This window comes from Enterococcus villorum (assembly GCF_007990225.1).
Lineage (GTDB): Bacteria > Bacillota > Bacilli > Lactobacillales > Enterococcaceae > Enterococcus_B > Enterococcus_B villorum.
Map to the genome: position 1 here is coordinate 1 of NZ_BJWF01000015.1, position 17,883 is coordinate 17,883.

The following is a 17,883-nucleotide window of genomic DNA, read 5'->3' on the forward strand; positions in this document are numbered from 1 at the left end:
TTCCATAGCAACAAGGAAAAGCCGATTCTTTTTTTCTATCTACAGAAAAAAAGTGATTAAAAGAAAGAATGGAAGTACCCATAAAAAATAGTTAATGAATTGCTTGTTGTGAAAATTCTGCTTTGATTTCGATAAAACTCTTAAATGATTGTAGAAATTGAAAAAGTTCTGCACGATCTTCGAAAGCTAAACGATCGGTTGGTAATGGCATTTTTCGATAAAGTTCATAGACTTCTTCAATACGCTTTAATATTTCTCTCCCATCGTTTTTTTCTGAAAAAGTTTCTGCTGTGTAGATCAACACTCCATAAATATGATCACCATAAGGAACAGGATCATGAATCCGTTCCAAATTTCTCTGCATATCTTTAATGACGCTGATTTGTGTTCGCCTCATCGAAAAATACGTTTCGTAATACTGTGTTTGCTTTACCCAATAATTTTCTTGGTATTTTCGGGCATCAGATTGATTCTCTCTAACAAAAAGTAATAATTTTTCACAAAGCAATTGGTTATTTACGCTTTTGCCGGAAAGCAGAAAATCAGCCATGTTTTTTAAAATAAGACGAAACTGTTCTTCAATATCTTGCTGATTTCTTTGTAGCTGTTTTTTGATGTCTGGCATATAAATATTGGCTACTAAAGCAAAACCAACACCAATCGCCATTAAACTTGCTTCATTTCCAATGAAAGACCAGCTCATATTTTTCTCACTTAGATAATGAGTAATCAGTACGGAGTTGACTACAATTCCATCCGTCAATTTAAAAGAAACAGCCAATGGAATAAATAACAAAAGAAATAATCCAAATCCAAGTATGGTATAACCAAGCATAAAAAAACTGATAAAAGCTAATACTGTAGCTAATACAAATGCAGCGATTCTTGATAAACCAATCGTTAAAGTGGAACGCTTCGTATTCCCGACGCTTAACAAAGCGATAATCCCAGCGGAAGGCCAAAATAAAAGCGAAAACATTTGCGCCACTACCATCGATAACATACCGCTAATAACCGTTTTCACGGTCCTCATACCAATACGCATAAACCGCTCCTTTCTTTTTTCTTAGAATTATACTAAAACCTTTATCGAAAAACTAGCAATCTCTTTTAAAATTCGTTATCCTATAAAAAAGAACAAAAAGGGGAGTACGCTATGGAATTTGGTCGTTTTCGGTTAGGAATGCGTACAATAAAGAGCGCTTTAGCAGTTTTTTTATGTATTTTATTTTTTCACGTAACTAATCGTGGTTTACCAATGATTGCTGCTCTATCTGCAGTATTTTCTTTACGCCAAGACTTAACGACCACCGTTTCTTTCGGACGCTCAAGAATCATCGGAAATACGATTGGTGGTTTTCTTGGCATCCTCTACTTTTTAGTGAAACATTATTTCCATAACGATTTTTTGGTCGAGCTATTTTTATTACCTGTCTTAGTTATCATTGTGATTGTTATTTCCGATGGCTTCAACAATAATTCTGGGATCATTTCTGCTGTTTCAACGTTACTATTGATTGCTCTTAGTGTACCTCAAGGAGAATCTACATTGTACGCCATCCAACGAGTCTTAGATACTTTTATCGGCACTTTTATTGCTATAGGCATCAATTTCTTTTTACGCCCACCTGAACTTGAAAAAAAAGAAGAGTTGGCAGAAGACCTTGTCGAATTGCAAAAAAAAGAAGCACTACTCAGAAAAAATTTGGCAGAAGTAGAAGAAAAAATCAAAAAACAAAAGAAATAAAAAGAGAGATGATACATATAATGAACAAACGAGTGCCTCACTGTAATAAGAGACACTCGTTTGTTTTATTTTTATAAAAAATTATTCCCCTTGGTCGGTCGTTTTTTCATTTTCATATAAATTTACTTGTTTGGTGGTTCCTCGATTGGATAGATTTTCAATAATGTCTTTTATATCTAACCCTGTCGTTTCTTTCAATGTTTCTTGGGTAGAAGCGAGCAAGTTTGTCGCATAATTGGTCACACGGTTCGCTCCTCCTGTTTCGCTAGCACCATTACTAGTATCTACTACAGAGATTTTTTCAATATTCCCAAGCGGTTGAGCAGCTTCACGCATCAATTGAGGCAACATTTCGATGACCATACTCAATACTGCTGCTTCACCATATTCTTTGAAGGCTTCTGCAATTTTTTCTTTTGCTTGAGCTTCTGCACTCCCTTTTGCTAAGGTCGCTTCTGCTTCAGCCTGACCAGCTAAACGAGTTTTATTTGCTTGTGCTTGTGCCAACGCTTCTATACGGAACTGTTCTGCTTCGGCTTCTGTTACCTCTTTTACCTTTTGCGCTTGTGCTTCTTGTTCTTTGGCATAACGATCTGCATCAGCTTTTTTCTTTACTTCTGAATCATATTGTTTTTCTCGACGAGTGATTTCTTTTTCTTCAAGTTCAATTTGTTTTTGTCTTTCAACAACTTTTACTTGCATTTCCTGCTCCACTACCTGTTGCTGTGCACGAGCACTTTCTAAATTATACGCTTGATCTGCTTTAGCTTTAGCAATGTCTTGTTCCTGTTTATAAGCAGCTAACTTCAATTCTTTTTCTTTTAATGCTTCTGCAATTTCGGTCTGGCGTTGTAATTCAGCTGCTTGTGAGTCTTTTTCTGCTTCTGCTTTTTTGATTCGCGTTTCTTTCAAAGCTTGTGCTTCCGCAATATCTGCATCACGTTTTACTTGAGCAATTCTTGGTTTACCTAAAGAATCCAGATAACCATTTTTGTCTCGCACTTCTTTTATCGTAAAAGAAACAATAATCAATCCCATTTTTGCTAAATCAACGGAAGCAACTTCTTGCACACTCTGGCTAAATTTATCTCTATTTTGATAGATTTCTTCTACTGTCATTGAGCCTAAAATCGAACGAAGATGTCCTTCTAATACTTCTCTTGCTTCATTTTCTAATTCTTCACGTGTTTTTCCAAGAAATTGTTCAGCTGCTGTTGCAATTTCTTCCACGGATGAACCGATTTTTATGATGGAGGTTCCGTCACACATCACTGGTACCCCTTGTTCTGTATAGACTTCTGGGGTAGAAACATCTAATTTACTTGAAAGCAAACTGATTCGATTAGATCGCTGGAAAACTGGTAGCACAAATGCGCCTCCGCCACGTACGATTTTGATTTTATTGTTGCTCTCATCGGTGTGTACATTCTTACTTCCTAAATAACTCCCACTGATAATCAATGCTTCATCAGGTTTTGCTGTCTGGTATTTCGCTACAAATACAATCAACAACATCAAGATAATCAACCCTACAAGTGCAATTGCGATAAACACTCCTGGTATTTCCATTTTTGTCACTCCTTTATATTTTTAACATGCCTTCATAAGGCGTTACATAACAAACTCTATCTCTTACTTCTATAATTAATACTTGTTCCCCTCTTTTTGCGGTTGTACTCTGTGGCGCATAAAAGCAGGCAGGTCGTGTAATCGAACCAGTCACACTTTTTAATTGTATTTCACCCATTCCTTGTAATGGGATAGGGGTTACTACAATGGCTATTTGTCCTTCAAGTGTTTTTTCAGAGGCTGATAACGAGCTTTGGGCATTTTTCATTGGCACACGCACATAAAAATTTAGCAAGAATACGAGAACTGTCGAAATGGCACCACTAACAATTAAAAGGAAGATAGAATCAAGTTCTGTTAGATGCTCTCCTAAATAACCAAACAAACTAGTAAATGTTAGCCATGGAACAATAAGGATCGGATCAATCGGTCCATCAAAAACAAAAATATCCCCAAAAAGAACCAAAAACACAGCGATCCCAGCACACCCCAATAATGTATACCAATAAATCGTTTCTAATGCTATACCCCCAATCACTTCCATCCCCTCTTTCTCTTCGTTTATTTACGTCTATCATACCAATAGAATAAGGTTCTGTATAGCATCATCTGTACGAATCTTTTTGCCGAACAATTCAATTTTGAAACGATAGATCATCCTTTACAAGAGGATATAATCAATTTTTGTGATCTAATATCGGATTCCCTGATTTTTCTTCTCTTACCAATAACTTGCTCATTTTATTTTCTTCATTTGTCCATGTCTGTACTTTTCTTGCGATTCAGAGTATAAAGAGTCAAATAGTTGTAAAGTTAAGTAGATGAAAATTTTTCGAGTAATAGAAAATTATTTCACATTTCATCGATATTTCATAGTAAAATGGACTTGTTATAAATATGTTATCTACGGAAGTGATTATTTGAAGATCAATGAATTAGCAAAGCTATATGATATTACAGCTCATACGTTACGTTATTATGAAAAATTAGGATTAATTGTTCCAGATTATGATGAAAACGGTTATCGAAATTATTCCTACAGGCACATCGAACAACTAAATACCATTCGCGACTTGCGTTATTTCGATGTTTCGATTGCTGAAATTGCCAAATACTTGCATCAAAAAAATGTTGGTAAAACCAAAGAACTTTTAGACTTTGAAATACAAGCGCTTCATCAATGCATTGATGACTCGAAGAAAAAAATTGCTCAGCTAGAAGAACGGGTACAATTAATTGAAGAGGCCGAACAGATCGACTATAAAAAACCGCTACTGATGAAGCACCCAGAGCGAATGATTCTTAAATCTTCGATGATTACCCAGGAAGAGGAGATTGACTTTTCCTTAAAAGAACTTCATAAAAAGTACGAGACCTTGCTTAGTGCCAATAACCAAAACCTTTTTGGTAGCGTTATTCATTTAGAAAAAAAACCATATGAGTATCAAGTTTTTTATTTTCATCCCGATCTTTCGTTAAAAAATGAAGATGTAGAAATTCTTCCTGCAGGTACTTACCTTAGTTACAGCTTTAAAGGTGACTATGAGCAAACAAATGATGGGATCGAAGCAATTTTACAATTTGCAAAAGAAAACAAACTCACTACCGTCAGTCCATTTTATGAATCTTATCTTATTGATTTTCACGAAACAAATAAACCTGAAGAATATGTCACACGCTTAGAGATTTTAATCAAATAAAAAAGCCAAAAGAACCACAAATAGAAATCCTATTTGCGGTTCTTTTAGCTATATTGGCTAAATAAAACTATTTTCAATAGCTAGATTTCTTAAGCATGATAACGTTCTACTCCGTCTAAATAAGTAGCTTCTAACGTCATGTCAGGATTTAACACGATGAAATCAGCGTCACGTCCTTTAGCAATTTTCCCACAAGTATCATCAATCTTACAGCTGATCGCAGGAACCAAACTTGCCATCATTATCGCTTGTTCAGGTGTGGCTAAACCCCAATCTACAACATTTTTGATTGCTTCTTTTAATTTCAAAATGCTTCCTGCTAAATTTCCAGTTTCTAGACGCGCAGTGCCATCTTTCACAACAACCGGAAATTCTCCTAAGTTATAGTTTCCATCAGGCATTCCACCAGCCATCATACAGTCAGTGATCAACGCAACATGATCATGTCCCGCTTTTTCCATTAAGATTTGAGCAGCATTTGGGTGAACATGATGCCCATCACAAATTAATTCTGAAAAAACATGCTCTAATGATAGCAAGGCACCTACCATCCCAGGTTCACGATGGTTTAAGCCACGCATCCCATTATAAGCGTGAACAAAGACACTCGCCCCTGCTTCCACCGCTTTTTGAGCTTCATCAATTGTTGCATTACTATGACCTAAAGAAACAACAACGCCTTCATCTGTCACTTGTTTGACAAATTCTTCAACGCCATGACGTTCTGGTGCTAATGCGATTTTTTTGATTAAGCCACCAGAAGCTTCTTGCCATTCGTGAAAAGTGGCTAGATCAGGATCACCAAAGTAACTTGGATTTTGCGCACCTTTATGTTCTTCTGTGAAGAAAGGTCCTTCAAAATAAATACCTTTGATTTTTGCTCCAGGTGCTTCTTGATACATTTTTCCAATTGTTTCAGCAACGTCTTTTAAATGTTCTTTGCTTGAAGTTAAAGTCGTTGGTAAAAACGAGGTTACACCACAAGAAAGCAACCCCTCTGACATTGCTTTCACACCTTCTGCATCATTATCCATCACATCATGATTCATGTAACCATGAATGTGCGTATCTACTAAGCCAGGGGCAATCCATTTTCCACTCTGGTCAATGATATTGATTTCTCCTTCTGGTGTATTTTGAGTATACTCTCCAAATAGACCATCAGTAATTTCAAGATAACCTGCATTTTTGACGCCGGATGACAAAAAGAATTTGTCCGCATAGATAAAAGTTCTCATTCTTCTCTCTCCTTTGATTTTCTACCCTAAAGGTACTCTTATTTTGGAGATAAGTCAAGAATGGTCTACACCATTTATAGACTTTTAGATATTTTTTTAACAGATTGGGCTAATTCTTCATAAAATAACGCCCTCTTGATTTCGCCTTTCTTTTTATAAATCAAACTTTTTAAAATAAATAAATCATTAAGATAATAATAACTATTTTTGTCCTGTGCCCAACGAATCCCATGATTTACTTGTTCTAAAGAAAGGTCAATTTCATCTTGATGCAACAAAAAACTGCCATAATTATAGAATATTTGCGTAAACTCGCTTTTGGTTCGATCTTGAATCGTCTCATGAAACAACTGGATGCTCCGACTTAAATAATATCTGGCTTCTGCTGATTTACCTGCTACACCATAAATTTTTCCAATGCAACTAATTAATTGGATCTCAATATCCGTCACTTGCGATCGATCTTTTGAAGTAGAATAAGAGAGTGCTTCTTTCAAATAACTAAGTGCTTGAGTAATATTTTTACGTAATGTAAATTCGCATACGCCTAAATAATAATAGTATTTTTGAAAATCTGTCGCTTCATATAGATTTTCTGTAATTTCTGTTGATTTTATCACTTGTTCTAATTTGCGATAATCTCGTTGCTGAAAATAAAGGTCGGTTAATTCAAATTGTTTCAATACTGCTCGAATTTTCCCATGGGATAAACGCAAGACATGATCGATCGTTACGCCTAAACGTTGGCAGATTTGTGCCATTACTACAACATTTGGTAATTCCTCATTATTTTCAATTCTGCTTAAAACACTTTGTGAACAAATATCTTGCGAAAGCATTTTTTGTGTCATTTTTTGTTCTTTTCGAATCTCTTTTATGATTGTACCAAAGGAAGCGACCAACGTTTCCATAAGCATCCTCCTTCAAAATATGCGTATTCGCATTATACCAGTATTTTACTTTACGAAGAAAGAAACATCAAGAAATGTCCTATAGAACTTCTCCAATGTTTTCCTTATTCTTGATAATCATGTTCATTCCTCTATCCGTTCCAACCCAAAAAGAGTGTGAGACAAAAAGTAAAGAATACTTTCGCCTCACGCTCTAAATGCGTGTAAACAACGTTTAAAAGCTAAACTCTTCGGCATTAAAGAAAAATTCAACAAAATATGGAAAGTTGTTTTATTGAATTTTTCTTTAATGTTTGAAGCTGAACAGCTTTTTCACGACCTCTTGGCATAAACAACGTTCAAGGAGCAACTCCTCAACCATAAACGCTAAATTTATAAAGCATGAGGAATCATTTTATAAATTTATAATCGCTCGGAGCTACACGCTACTTTCACAATCTTTTTTCGGAAAATACGGACAGGCTAATTTTGTCGATAAGTCGACAAAAATTCGCGCATCTTGGTAGCCGTTGTTTTTAAATCATCCATCTTTGGTAAATAGACGATTCTAAAATGATCGGGTTGGTGCCAATTAAATCCGCCACCGTGAACCAATAAAATTTGATGCTCATGAAGAAAGTCTAAAACAAATTTTTCATCGTCTAAAATATTAAAGCGCTTGGTATCAATTTTAGGAAAAATATAAAAAGCGGCTTTCGGTTTTACTGCAGAAAGACCAGGGATTTCATTGATTGCACGATAAATATATTCTCGTTGCTCATAGATACGTCCCCCTGGTAAAAGGAGTTTGTCTACACTTTGATATCCTCCTAGTGCAGTTTGAATGATTTGTTGAGATAAAACATTGGAACAAAGGCGCATAGAAGAGAGCATGTTTAGGCCTTCAATATATCCTTTTACATGAGATTTTTCCCCACTTAACACCATCCATCCTACACGAAAACCAGCTACACGATGAGATTTGGATAGTCCATTTAAAGTCACTACGAACAAATCTGGCGCCAGTGTGGCAATCGGTATGTGTTCTAAGCCATCCATCACCAAACGATCATAAATTTCATCTGAATAGATAATCAATTGGTGCTGACGTGCAATCTCAACGATTTGTTCCAAAATTTCTTTTGGATACAATGCACCAGTAGGATTGTTAGGATTAATAATGACAATCGCTTTCGTCCGACTCGTCACTTTTGATTTGATGTCGTCAATATCTGGGTACCATTCTGCTTGTTCATCACAAATATAATGAACCGGTTTTCCCCCTGCTAACGATACGGAAGCAGTCCATAAAGGATAATCTGGCATTGGAACCAACACTTCGTCACCATTATCAAGTAACCCTTGCATACACATGGTAATAAGCTCACTCACACCATTACCGGTATAAATATCATTGATCGTCACATTCGGGAACTTTTTAAGTTGGCAATACTGTTCAATGGCTTTACGTGCTGAAAAGATCCCTTTAGAATCGGAATACCCTTCGGAATCACGAGCATTCATAATTAAATCACGTATAACTTCATTGGGCGCTTCAAATCCGAAAGGTGCAGGGTTTCCAGTATTTAACTTTAAAATACTGATTCCTTCTTCTTGCATACGTTCTGCTTCTTCTAAAACAGGCCCTCGGACATCATAACTTACGCCTTCTAATTTATTGGATTTTTCATATTCTCTCATCATGTTATCCAATCCCTCATTTCAAAAAAATTAGAAATTTCTGATTTTTTTATTTTTTACTTATTTATTCCAATATCATACTCTATCTATCTAAATTTTGCCAACATTTTTAAAAAGCATGCCCCTCCATTTTACTCCCCGTTCACCTGTTTATTTTCGTCGATATATCTCCCATAAATTAGCACCCCAATCCATTGCAATCCCACAAATAGCGCCAATAAAAATTCCAAATAATAAATTCTTATTAAGCAATCCTACGATTATACCCACTAACATTCCTAATACTGAAAATTCACCATCGTATTTTCTCAATGCTTCTCTTCCTTTTCATCTTGACATCTTTAAAAATACTCGCTATCATTAGTTTGTTGTTATTCTATATGCAGACGTGATGGAACGGCAGACATGCAAGATTGAGGGTCTTGTGAGCGTATGCTCGTGTGGGTTCAAATCCCATCGTCTGCATTTTTTATTGTTCGTGGAGTAGTATTACTCTACGTTTTTTTATTTTTCCTCTTTTGATAAAAATTCTCTCTTTCCGTCTTACTCTTTCTATTATAAACAATACAAACAGCTATGCTTTATTTCTTCCTTAATAACGACCTCTTCTATTTTGATTGTCATTTGCTCCATTGAAAACTTCTCGTCATCAACAATTAAAAACATCCCTTAGATACATTCGTGCCAATACTTCTTATTTTCCTTTTACGCTAAATGTTCATGTTCTTTTCTAACATTCTTTCAGTAGAATAAACAACGAAGAAAAAATGAAGAAAAAATAATTAGAAAATAGATCTATCAATTTAACAATATTTATTTTTTTCTAATTAATATATATTATATATAACACAAAAAAACAATAAACACTTTTATTTAAGAGTATTAAGCAGGATTTTAGCTCTAAATTAAAAATTGGTTTATAATTAGAATATGTCAAATAAGGAGAGGAGTAATAACAATGAAAACATTAGACATAATTGCTTTAACATTGTTGATCGTTGGTGGATTAAATTGGTTGTTAGTTGGTTTATTGGAATTTGATTTAGTCGCTACAATTGCAGGTGGTTCTACCACAATGCTAGCTAAAGCCATTTATATCATTGTAGGAATTTGTGCTATTTATTGTTTGAAATTCTTTCCACTAATTACAAATCGAGTTGAACGATAGTTTTTTAATAAAATTGTCGCTTCCTGATAAAAAGGTAGCGCAATCTCACACGGCCATGAAACTTACTTTGAAGTTTTATGGCTTTTTTCTTTGTTCCTATAGGTATTCACGCTCTTATTTTTAAAGCAATACACGAAAAACACTGTGTTTAAACTTTTCTTAATAACTTGCATAATATATTTTTTTTACTCATTATGATTGATTTATCAGCAAAGAAAGCCTTTACGATTACATGTATTACTTCTTTTATTACAAAAAACGTAGATTTGTCACAAAGCTATCACCTATGAAATATTTTATCGTGGTAAAGTACTCCTCGTTGGTCACAACAAATCTATTTTTAACTTATGAAGAAGATTTTACATGAAATCACTTAAAACATTATTACTTGGAACAACTTTGACTGCCGGCGCTTTATTCTTTATGGGAACATCTGCACATGCGGACGAAGCTTATACTGTCCAATCAGGTGATACACTATCAACAATCTCTCAAAAATACGTGGGCGATAACTCTTTAGTCCAAACAATTGCAGAAAAAAATTCACTATCAAATATTAACCTGATCTATTCAGGTCAACAACTAACTATTCCTACAGGTAGCCAATCTGTTGCAGTGCAACCAGTACAACATACACAAGTACAAACACAACCTGTGGCTCAACCTGTAGAACAAAATACAGCTACTAAAGCAACTCCTGCAGCAACTCAAACAGAAACAACACAACAAACGACTCAAACAGCTTCAACCACTACTACAAGCACAAATTCAGCGAAAGAATGGATTGCATAAAAAGAATCAAGTGGTTCTTACACAGCAACAAATGGTCGTTACATCGGACGTTACCAATTAGATTCTTCTTACTTAAATGGTGACTATTCAGCAGCGAATCAAGAAAAAGTTGCTGAACAATACGTAACTTCTCGTTATGGTTCATGGGAAGCAGCGAAAGCTTTCTGGGAAACAAACGGTTGGTACTAATAGTAGTAAAATAAATAAAAATTGGCAGAGATGATGACGTCTCTGTCAATTTTTTATGCATTTCTTATTTTCAAGTTCAATTTTTTCAAACTGTTTTTTACTTTGTTCATCATTTATAGCTAATTGTTTTTCTAACTTTTGAATATTTTTTCTGCTTCTTTTAATACGTTTACTAAATGGTTATTTTCAGATTTCAATTTTTTTACCAACGATTCCAGATAATCATTTTCCTTATTTAATTCTTCAATGGTTTTTTCTTCTTTCGTTCCACTTGAATAATGGTGTGAGGGTATGCGACCCGTTTCTGTTATTTTTATCTCCGATGGTAAGATGGATTGATTAATCAGTTTATTGTATAGTTCTTTATATTCTAAGTATGGTTCATCTGATGTTTGAGTATGATTTAGGTGGGAAATATTTTTGCTGTATCCAGAAGTTTTACTTTTTTTCAATACGTTTGTCAACTATTGTTAATAGTTCTGTCTCTAACTCGCTCGTTTTATACTTAGCAATAATATGTGTGGAATTGAGTCTGCCTTCTTTCATTGGTATGAGGCCAATATGTAAATGTGGTTTTTCTTCATCAAAATGAACATGGGCATAAACGACATTTGATATCCCATAAAGTTTTTGAAAAGTTTGCACAACTTGTAAAAAGAATAACTTTGTTTCTCTAGCAGATAATTTATCTAGCGAAGTTTCTTCAAATATAATTTGCCATTCGATCAACACGATCCAATTTGAATGAATGGTTTTTGTTGAAGATAAATGTGTTAAACATCGTCTAATGGCATTTTTGTAATTAATCATTTTTTTGTTTAACACGTCATAATTTAAGGCTGTTTTATTAGGATATATTATATTTGTTTCAACATTTTCTCTTTGATTATGTTTTTGGGCTTTTTCAAGTTCATAAAAGCGATAATTTGTTTTTTTTAATATAATCGGCTTGATATCCATCCCTCCTAACCAAATTTATCATTATTTTTAAGTTTGAATGTTTCTTTATTTAAATTTTATTAAAGATATGCGAAAAAAACAAACCGATAAATTCCACTTCCTAGGTAAATTTATCTTTTAAAGAGCAAAAAAAGGACCCCCTCTCAAAGGATCCCTCTAGTAGATGGCATAAACAGAAAATGGTGAAATACTCTATTTTACTCTGTTTTTTGTATTTATAACTATTTTTCTAAATACACCTTTTGGATCAACTGATTTTAAGTGTCCCATCAATTGTTGTAGTATTAATCAGTTCTTTTTTATCATATATTTTATAATATATTTTTAAATTATGTGTTCCTGATGAAGGCATATTCTCAAAAGTAACGGATGATATGCCATTATTGGGCGGAATCAATCCAGAAGCGTACAATTTTTTTTGATTAGAAGCTAAATAGTATTCCACTTGGATGTTATATGCGTTAGCACCAACATTGCGTATGTCCACATTGGCTTTTCCATCTTCATCAAGTTCAACTTCATGTTTCAATACAATACGAATATTGTCTTTGTCCACTTCATCTTGCATCTTTTTCAATAGTTCATCATTGTTTAATTTAGAGATGTTTTCATCCACGTCAGGGACTCCAGCAACGACTTGTGGGGGAGATTGATTAAAATAGAAGTATCCGCCAATCCCTAATAACAAAAATAAGAGGGATGCAACGATAATGATATATGTGCTTTTTTTTCTTTTGTTCATTTTATGTGCCATTTAAAAAAATCTCCCTTTCTGATTAAATCAAAAAACAAATCGCTTCATCTCTACTAAGTAAAAATCTTTTAATTTTGAAGAATAAAAGAAGCTCGTCTCATTAGCCTGATCCAAACCAGCTTTCATTCATAGTCTTTTTGTCACTATCCACAACCTCCAGAAATATAAGATATTGCGTATAAAATTTAAAACTATTTCCAAGTTATTTCATTTTTTCTACTAAAAAGACAGTAACGTCTATTTTTTATAGTTCTATGTGCGAAAGTTCCATCATGATACTGGCACTTCCAAAAATAATATATGATACAAATAAAATGATATAAACTTGTTTTAGTCTTTCAAAGCTGTAAAATTAAGAGACATCGCATAAGATGGTTTTACTACTTCCTCCACTTTGAATCCTTCAGCAATATTTCCTTCAAATTTCAAAGCTTTACTTTTAGATTTTCCGAGAGTTGTTAAGTAAGTAGGCGTATTCAGAAATTGTCCCGAAGCACTTTGTAAGCGCACGCCAGCTTCATTTAATGGCGTAAAATACAAGTTTTGTTTCACCCCAGATTCACCATTTTCGACAAATTTCGCTACTTCTACCATCACTCTGCGCGCATTAGAATTATTCGTCATGGTATAAAGGGGCGACAAGATATCTGGAAGAGTTTTTCCATCTTCAGACATTGCGTTTGCATAACGAACTGTTAGAGGAACTGTAATATCAATGTACGTTTTGTCATCAGGATCTACAGGAGTCCATTCTCCGACCCAACCATTAACAGCAACCTCAGCATTTTCTTCGCCTTTAATCGTTTGTCCTGGTTCTGGGTCTTGCTGTCCAGGTACCCATCCCAAGTCATTTGCACTTACACTACTTGCCCCGATACTTATGCCACCTAATACAATAGATGATAATAGTAGAATATTTGTTAACTTCTTCATTCTTGTTTCTCTCTCCTCACTGAAAACAATTTACAATTATTTTCATAAAAAATAAAATTTAAATCACATATTCTTTCTCACGATTGACATTGATCAACATAACCAATGAGAAAAGGGATAGCATCCAGCCGAGCAATAATGTATACATTCTCATTTGTTCGCCAGTTTGTGGAAGTTTCGCTGAAGAACCTGCATCAGATGGTGGAATCGTTATAGTTGGTTTTTCTTTTTTTCCTGCGTCATTCCCGTTATTGTTTGAGCTGGCATTCCATGGTCCTATTGTTGCTTCGACTCGAATATCTTGTTTGGCTGTGGTTTGCGCATGACAGTCTTTTGTAATGAAAAAGCAAAGCATTAAAACGCCTATCAGATAATACCTCATTTTTTTTATCTTTCCCTTCACCTCCTACTTTAACGACGCAACCTCCACATACAATATTATCCTCAAATATAAGTTGGATTGAAAACCAAGTTTTACCGCTAGATTGGTAAATATACTTTGGTTCAGTAATTATTTTTTTGTAAAAAATTGCAACTTAAGATTAAAAAATAAAGTGTATAACATAAAGAAATAATTATTACTGATAATAAATTCAAGGTTTTTTTGCTATTTCACTAACTATTCTAGGTTTTATAGCAACTGATAACATTCAAGTCAAATTAGCATCTATTTTAAGATGATAATATTCAACCAATTTATCAATAACATCTTCATCAAGATAACTGGACATGCCAATAGTTGGAATACCAAAATAATCAGGGGAATAAACGTCCGTTAAAAGACAATCGAACTTTTGTAAATAGGATTTTTGAATGCGGGTAGAAGGATTTATGATTTCAATTTTTATATTTTGTCTAAAATAAAACTGGATCTCCTCCTTGAGCATACGCATATGATCGTAGGAGCTATCTAATAAAAGTGCCACATTGATACTCGTTTTACTCTTTCTTACTTGAACCCATAATTCAGACCAAGAAGTCAAGAGTTTAAAAATTGATTGATGAATCATTTCATCTAGATATGAAAAAAAAGGATTGCCAAGTGAAAAATAAATATCAAAAAATTCATCTCTTAAGGCAGTAACTAAATCAGGACTTATTCGTAATGTATTGTCAAAAAAATCCTTTTTTTTATCATATAGAATATAAGTAGGACGTACAGTACTCATTGTTGTCCAATAAATATCATGGATTAACTTATCACGGTTCTCACATAGTAAATTGAATTGCTTTTCTAGTAAGGTAATCACCTGACCAATTTGCTTCTTTATGGAGACTGAATCGATTTCAATACCTTCAGAGCTAAATCGCATCGTTGGATTTATGGGCTGATAAAATTCATAAAATAATTGTTGAAGTGTTTCTTCATTTACGTCTTTTATCTCAAATATATTATGTATTTTTTCTATCATTGTTTTTTCGTTCACTAAGTGTGTAAAAGAAAAAGTTATTTCATTTGGCTCCATCTTATAACCTTGTTTTAATCGTGTTAAACAGACAAATAATTGAAACTTGATATTACCTAGGAATAAGTGATTATCATTATTCACAATCGCCCAAACTGTATTTTCTTTTATAAATATTTCAATGATATCTGATATTAAATTTATCTCTTCTTTTTGAATTAATTTTTCGGGTAAATGATATTTTTCAGAAAAATAAATGGCAAAAAAATCTCTGATATTCCCTTCATTTCCTATGATTTCAATATGATTAGTGATTTGAAAATCAAAAAAACGTACTTCTTGGTTAATTCGATTGATCACTCTAGATACTTGAGTTTCTGAAATATAGAGCATGTCACTAAGTTCTTCCTTTGAACGAGCTTTCCCTAAAAATATTGTTTCTAGTAAAGTGTATTCCAAACTTTTTTCTAGTATCTTGGAATAGATAAATGATTTTGGGGTTGCTAGATCTTTTTTTAAAATAATTCCTGCTCGAAAAGAAGTCTCGATTGATAAAGGGGCGATCATTTCATTTACTTGAGAAAAATCATTCCGAATCGTTTTTTCTGAGCTATCAATTTTTTCTGCTAGTTCAGCTGTTGTAATCCATTCTGATTCCCAAAGGATTTCCAAAATATTCAATTGTCGTTTTAAACGTCCGTCTAATATTTCTCTCATCTCTTCTCTAACTCTCCTCTTAAATAAATATATACTGCTTGTTTTATTTTTAGCATATTCATTTCTATAAGAATAACCTTAATATACCGAGCACATGGTAAAATATATTACATAACTTTCCACTTTTATTTTCCAACAAATTCCCCTTATTTTATAACATTTACTAGCTTGTAATCTACACCATAAAAAAATAAAAAAAAGGACATAAGATACACCTTGGCATCTTCAGCCCTTTTCTAGAGTACATATATACAGTTATTAAAGAGATAAAAAATTAAAATTCATTTGACGTTCATTCTATTTAACTACAGTTATTTACGAATTCTATAAAAACAAAGCATGCATCTAGACACTGACTTTTACCCATCTATTGGTAAGTTTTTATCCATTGTCGCACATTTTTTCACTTTATTCTTTATATGTACTTTCTGTTAGCGATCAATCATATGAAAATATTTTTTCGAAAACCATTTAATTCTTCTTTTTTATTTATCAAAAAAGAATGTAGTTTTTTGACAAATTCTTCCCCAAAATAATTTGGTACACCAATTATTTTTACATTTTCAATATGACTGTTATCAAAACAATTAGTTAAAATACAGTCATAGGCAGTTAATTGTTTTGATAGATTTTGTTCTAAAGGTGGTAAGATATCTACTTCATATGTATTCCTAAAATGATACTCAATTTCTTCTTTCAACATTTTCAGATGCCCCGCTGGTATGTCTAATAGTAAGGCTGCTTTTATTTTAATCATCGGTTTACGTATCTCTGCTCGAAATTCAGGCCATTGTGACATCAACGTATAGATTGATTGATAGAGCATATTGTTTTTATCGGCAAGAGGTAATAATAGCTCTTCGTAGATGATATGAAGTTTTTCTTTTACGATTAATACAATATCTTGTCGATCTTTCATCAGTTCTAACACAAAATCTTCTTCTACATTATTTAAAATAAATGTAGGACCAATGGCACGAATGCCACTACATAAAATAGCCTGTATCAACGCTTCTTGATTACAGCAATTAATCATTAATTCCTGACTCACTTCTAAGAGAAGTTTTTCAAACTTCTCTTTTAAAAGCAATTGACTCGTTCCTATCTGTGTCAAATCTTCATTTAATTTGAATGGCGCATGAAAATAATCGAACAGATTAAATAAAACTTGTTCGGTCAATTCGATTCCAAATACTTGTTGCCATTGCTCTTTTAACTTGTTGTCATTTGTAATCATTGAATAATCAAAGGGGGGCAGCTTTTCGTTTGAGCAATCCCCAAATTTACATCGATAAACGGCTACCCATATTTTTATACGCATTTTATTTAATAATAAGTAATGTTGATCATCAGCAACCATCTTGTCTTTATTTTTCTTATAGAAACGATTTAACACGATATCTATCAACTGAAACTCTTCTTTTTTTAAAAGAAAATCAAGCGAAAGGTACATCTCATAAAATAAACTTGAGAAAAATTTACGTATGTTTTTCTCATTCCCAATCAATTTTAAGTCATTCGTAATTTGAATCTCGTATTTCTTCATTAGAATATTCAATTTGGTATGTAATCGATTTAATTGTGTTTCAGAAATAAATAACTGGTCACACAACTCTCCTTTAGTAATCATAGGATCTATGAATATAGCTTCAAGCATTTTACATTCAATGCTCTTTTGCAAGAAAATGGAATAGATATAGGATTTAGAAATTCTCAAATCTTTATTTAAAAAAACACCATATTTAAATGAAGTTTCTATTTTTAGTGGCTCAATCATCTCATTTAGTTGTTTGATATCCGTGCGAATAGTTTTTTCAACACCACCAATTTCTTTCACAATTTCTGAAATAGTCAGCCAATCGTTTTTCCATAATAACTCTAATAATGCCAACTGCCTCGAACTTTGTTTGTTTAGTAAATGTTTCATATCTCCCTCCTAATCAATTCATTTTTTTATGCTTTGTTGAGGAGAACATCCTACTATATTCATTTTAATGTAATAAAATGAGTATGTCTACCACTACATTAAAATATTATTAAAAAAATGGTAGTTTTTTCTAATTTTATATTTTTCGATTACGTATATTGGGAAAAACGATAAAAAAACACTTAAACTTGA

General features: G+C 33.3%; 17 protein-coding genes, 1 tRNA gene and 1 pseudogene. 5 read left to right on the forward strand and 14 right to left on the reverse strand.

Features of this window, described 5'->3' with window-relative positions:
- Positions 1 to 91: 91 nt before the first annotated feature.
- On the reverse strand, positions 92 to 1,045 hold the full coding sequence (locus EVI01_RS07050; protein WP_010751194.1) for an aromatic acid exporter family protein: 954 nt from the start codon (positions 1,043 to 1,045) through the stop codon (positions 92 to 94).
- Between the two features lie 111 nt (positions 1,046 to 1,156).
- On the opposite strand from EVI01_RS07050, the gene EVI01_RS07055 reads away from it, so the two are divergent.
- Positions 1,157 to 1,747 (forward strand): FUSC family protein, encoded by a 591-nt coding sequence (locus tag EVI01_RS07055; protein WP_010751195.1) that lies wholly within the window; start codon positions 1,157 to 1,159, stop codon positions 1,745 to 1,747.
- Between the two features lie 81 nt (positions 1,748 to 1,828).
- Here EVI01_RS07055 and floT read toward each other — a convergent pair whose 3' ends face one another.
- Positions 1,829 to 3,316, reverse strand: coding sequence for a flotillin lipid rafts scaffold protein FloT (floT, locus tag EVI01_RS07060; RefSeq protein ID WP_010751196.1), 1,488 nt, complete (start codon positions 3,314 to 3,316; stop codon positions 1,829 to 1,831).
- 13 nt (positions 3,317 to 3,329) lie between these two features.
- On the reverse strand, positions 3,330 to 3,854 hold the full coding sequence (locus tag EVI01_RS07065; RefSeq protein WP_010751197.1) for an NfeD family membrane protein: 525 nt from the start codon (positions 3,852 to 3,854) through the stop codon (positions 3,330 to 3,332).
- Between the two features lie 382 nt (positions 3,855 to 4,236).
- Between EVI01_RS07065 and EVI01_RS07070 the strand changes: the two genes are divergently transcribed.
- Positions 4,237 to 5,016 carry a MerR family transcriptional regulator gene (locus EVI01_RS07070; protein ID WP_025480654.1) on the forward strand — a complete coding sequence of 260 codons (780 nt, stop codon included), beginning with the start codon at positions 4,237 to 4,239 and terminating at the stop codon, positions 5,014 to 5,016.
- Between the two features lie 89 nt (positions 5,017 to 5,105).
- Here EVI01_RS07070 and nagA read toward each other — a convergent pair whose 3' ends face one another.
- The 4 genes from nagA to EVI01_RS13660 form a co-directional block, all read right to left on the reverse strand.
- Complete coding sequence (gene nagA, locus EVI01_RS07075; RefSeq protein WP_010751199.1) at positions 5,106 to 6,254, reverse strand: N-acetylglucosamine-6-phosphate deacetylase; 1,149 nt, start codon at positions 6,252 to 6,254, stop codon at positions 5,106 to 5,108.
- A 74-nt stretch (positions 6,255 to 6,328) separates the two neighbouring features.
- Positions 6,329 to 7,165, reverse strand: coding sequence for a helix-turn-helix domain-containing protein (locus EVI01_RS07080; protein ID WP_010751200.1), 837 nt, complete (start codon positions 7,163 to 7,165; stop codon positions 6,329 to 6,331).
- Positions 7,166 to 7,627: 462 nt separating this feature from the next.
- On the reverse strand, positions 7,628 to 8,845 hold the full coding sequence (locus EVI01_RS07085; protein WP_025480655.1) for a pyridoxal phosphate-dependent aminotransferase: 1,218 nt from the start codon (positions 8,843 to 8,845) through the stop codon (positions 7,628 to 7,630).
- A 150-nt stretch (positions 8,846 to 8,995) separates the two neighbouring features.
- Complete coding sequence (locus EVI01_RS13660) at positions 8,996 to 9,157, reverse strand: hypothetical protein (protein WP_010751202.1); 162 nt, start codon at positions 9,155 to 9,157, stop codon at positions 8,996 to 8,998.
- 70 nt (positions 9,158 to 9,227) lie between these two features.
- Between EVI01_RS13660 and EVI01_RS07090 the strand changes: the two genes are divergently transcribed.
- The 3 genes and pseudogenes from EVI01_RS07090 (at position 9,228) to apf (ending at position 10,994) form a co-directional block, all read left to right on the forward strand.
- A tRNA-Leu gene (locus EVI01_RS07090) sits at positions 9,228 to 9,310 on the forward strand.
- A 493-nt stretch (positions 9,311 to 9,803) separates the two neighbouring features.
- Positions 9,804 to 10,013, forward strand: coding sequence for a DUF378 domain-containing protein (locus tag EVI01_RS07095; RefSeq protein ID WP_010751203.1), 210 nt, complete (start codon positions 9,804 to 9,806; stop codon positions 10,011 to 10,013).
- A 363-nt stretch (positions 10,014 to 10,376) separates the two neighbouring features.
- Positions 10,377 to 10,994: pseudogene (gene apf, locus EVI01_RS07100) on the forward strand (aggregation-promoting factor).
- Positions 10,995 to 11,125: 131 nt separating this feature from the next.
- On the opposite strand, the gene EVI01_RS14060 reads toward apf, so the two are convergent.
- The 7 genes from EVI01_RS14060 to EVI01_RS07130 form a co-directional block, all read right to left on the reverse strand.
- Positions 11,126 to 11,446: a hypothetical protein gene (locus tag EVI01_RS14060; RefSeq protein WP_244150156.1), complete on the reverse strand. Its 321-nt coding sequence runs from the start codon at positions 11,444 to 11,446 to the stop codon at positions 11,126 to 11,128.
- Entirely contained in the window at positions 11,433 to 11,954 is a 522-nt protein-coding gene (locus EVI01_RS14065) for a plasmid recombination protein (RefSeq protein ID WP_010751206.1), read from the reverse strand. The genes EVI01_RS14060 and EVI01_RS14065 overlap by 14 nt, the downstream gene beginning before the upstream one ends.
- Before the next feature lie 247 nt (positions 11,955 to 12,201).
- Entirely contained in the window at positions 12,202 to 12,708 is a 507-nt protein-coding gene (locus EVI01_RS07110) for a hypothetical protein (RefSeq protein WP_010751207.1), read from the reverse strand.
- 330 nt (positions 12,709 to 13,038) lie between these two features.
- On the reverse strand, positions 13,039 to 13,641 hold the full coding sequence (locus EVI01_RS07115) for a hypothetical protein (protein ID WP_010751208.1): 603 nt from the start codon (positions 13,639 to 13,641) through the stop codon (positions 13,039 to 13,041).
- 58 nt (positions 13,642 to 13,699) lie between these two features.
- Positions 13,700 to 14,023 carry an LPXTG cell wall anchor domain-containing protein gene (locus EVI01_RS07120; RefSeq protein ID WP_174270063.1) on the reverse strand — a complete coding sequence of 108 codons (324 nt, stop codon included), beginning with the start codon at positions 14,021 to 14,023 and terminating at the stop codon, positions 13,700 to 13,702.
- A gap of 268 nt (positions 14,024 to 14,291) precedes the next feature.
- Positions 14,292 to 15,764, reverse strand: a complete 1,473-nt coding sequence (locus tag EVI01_RS07125) for an AcpB/EbpR/MafR family transcriptional regulator (RefSeq protein ID WP_010751210.1) — start codon at positions 15,762 to 15,764, stop codon at positions 14,292 to 14,294.
- A gap of 442 nt (positions 15,765 to 16,206) precedes the next feature.
- Complete coding sequence (locus EVI01_RS07130) at positions 16,207 to 17,691, reverse strand: AcpB/EbpR/MafR family transcriptional regulator (protein ID WP_010751211.1); 1,485 nt, start codon at positions 17,689 to 17,691, stop codon at positions 16,207 to 16,209.
- Positions 17,692 to 17,883: the final 192 nt, after the last annotated feature.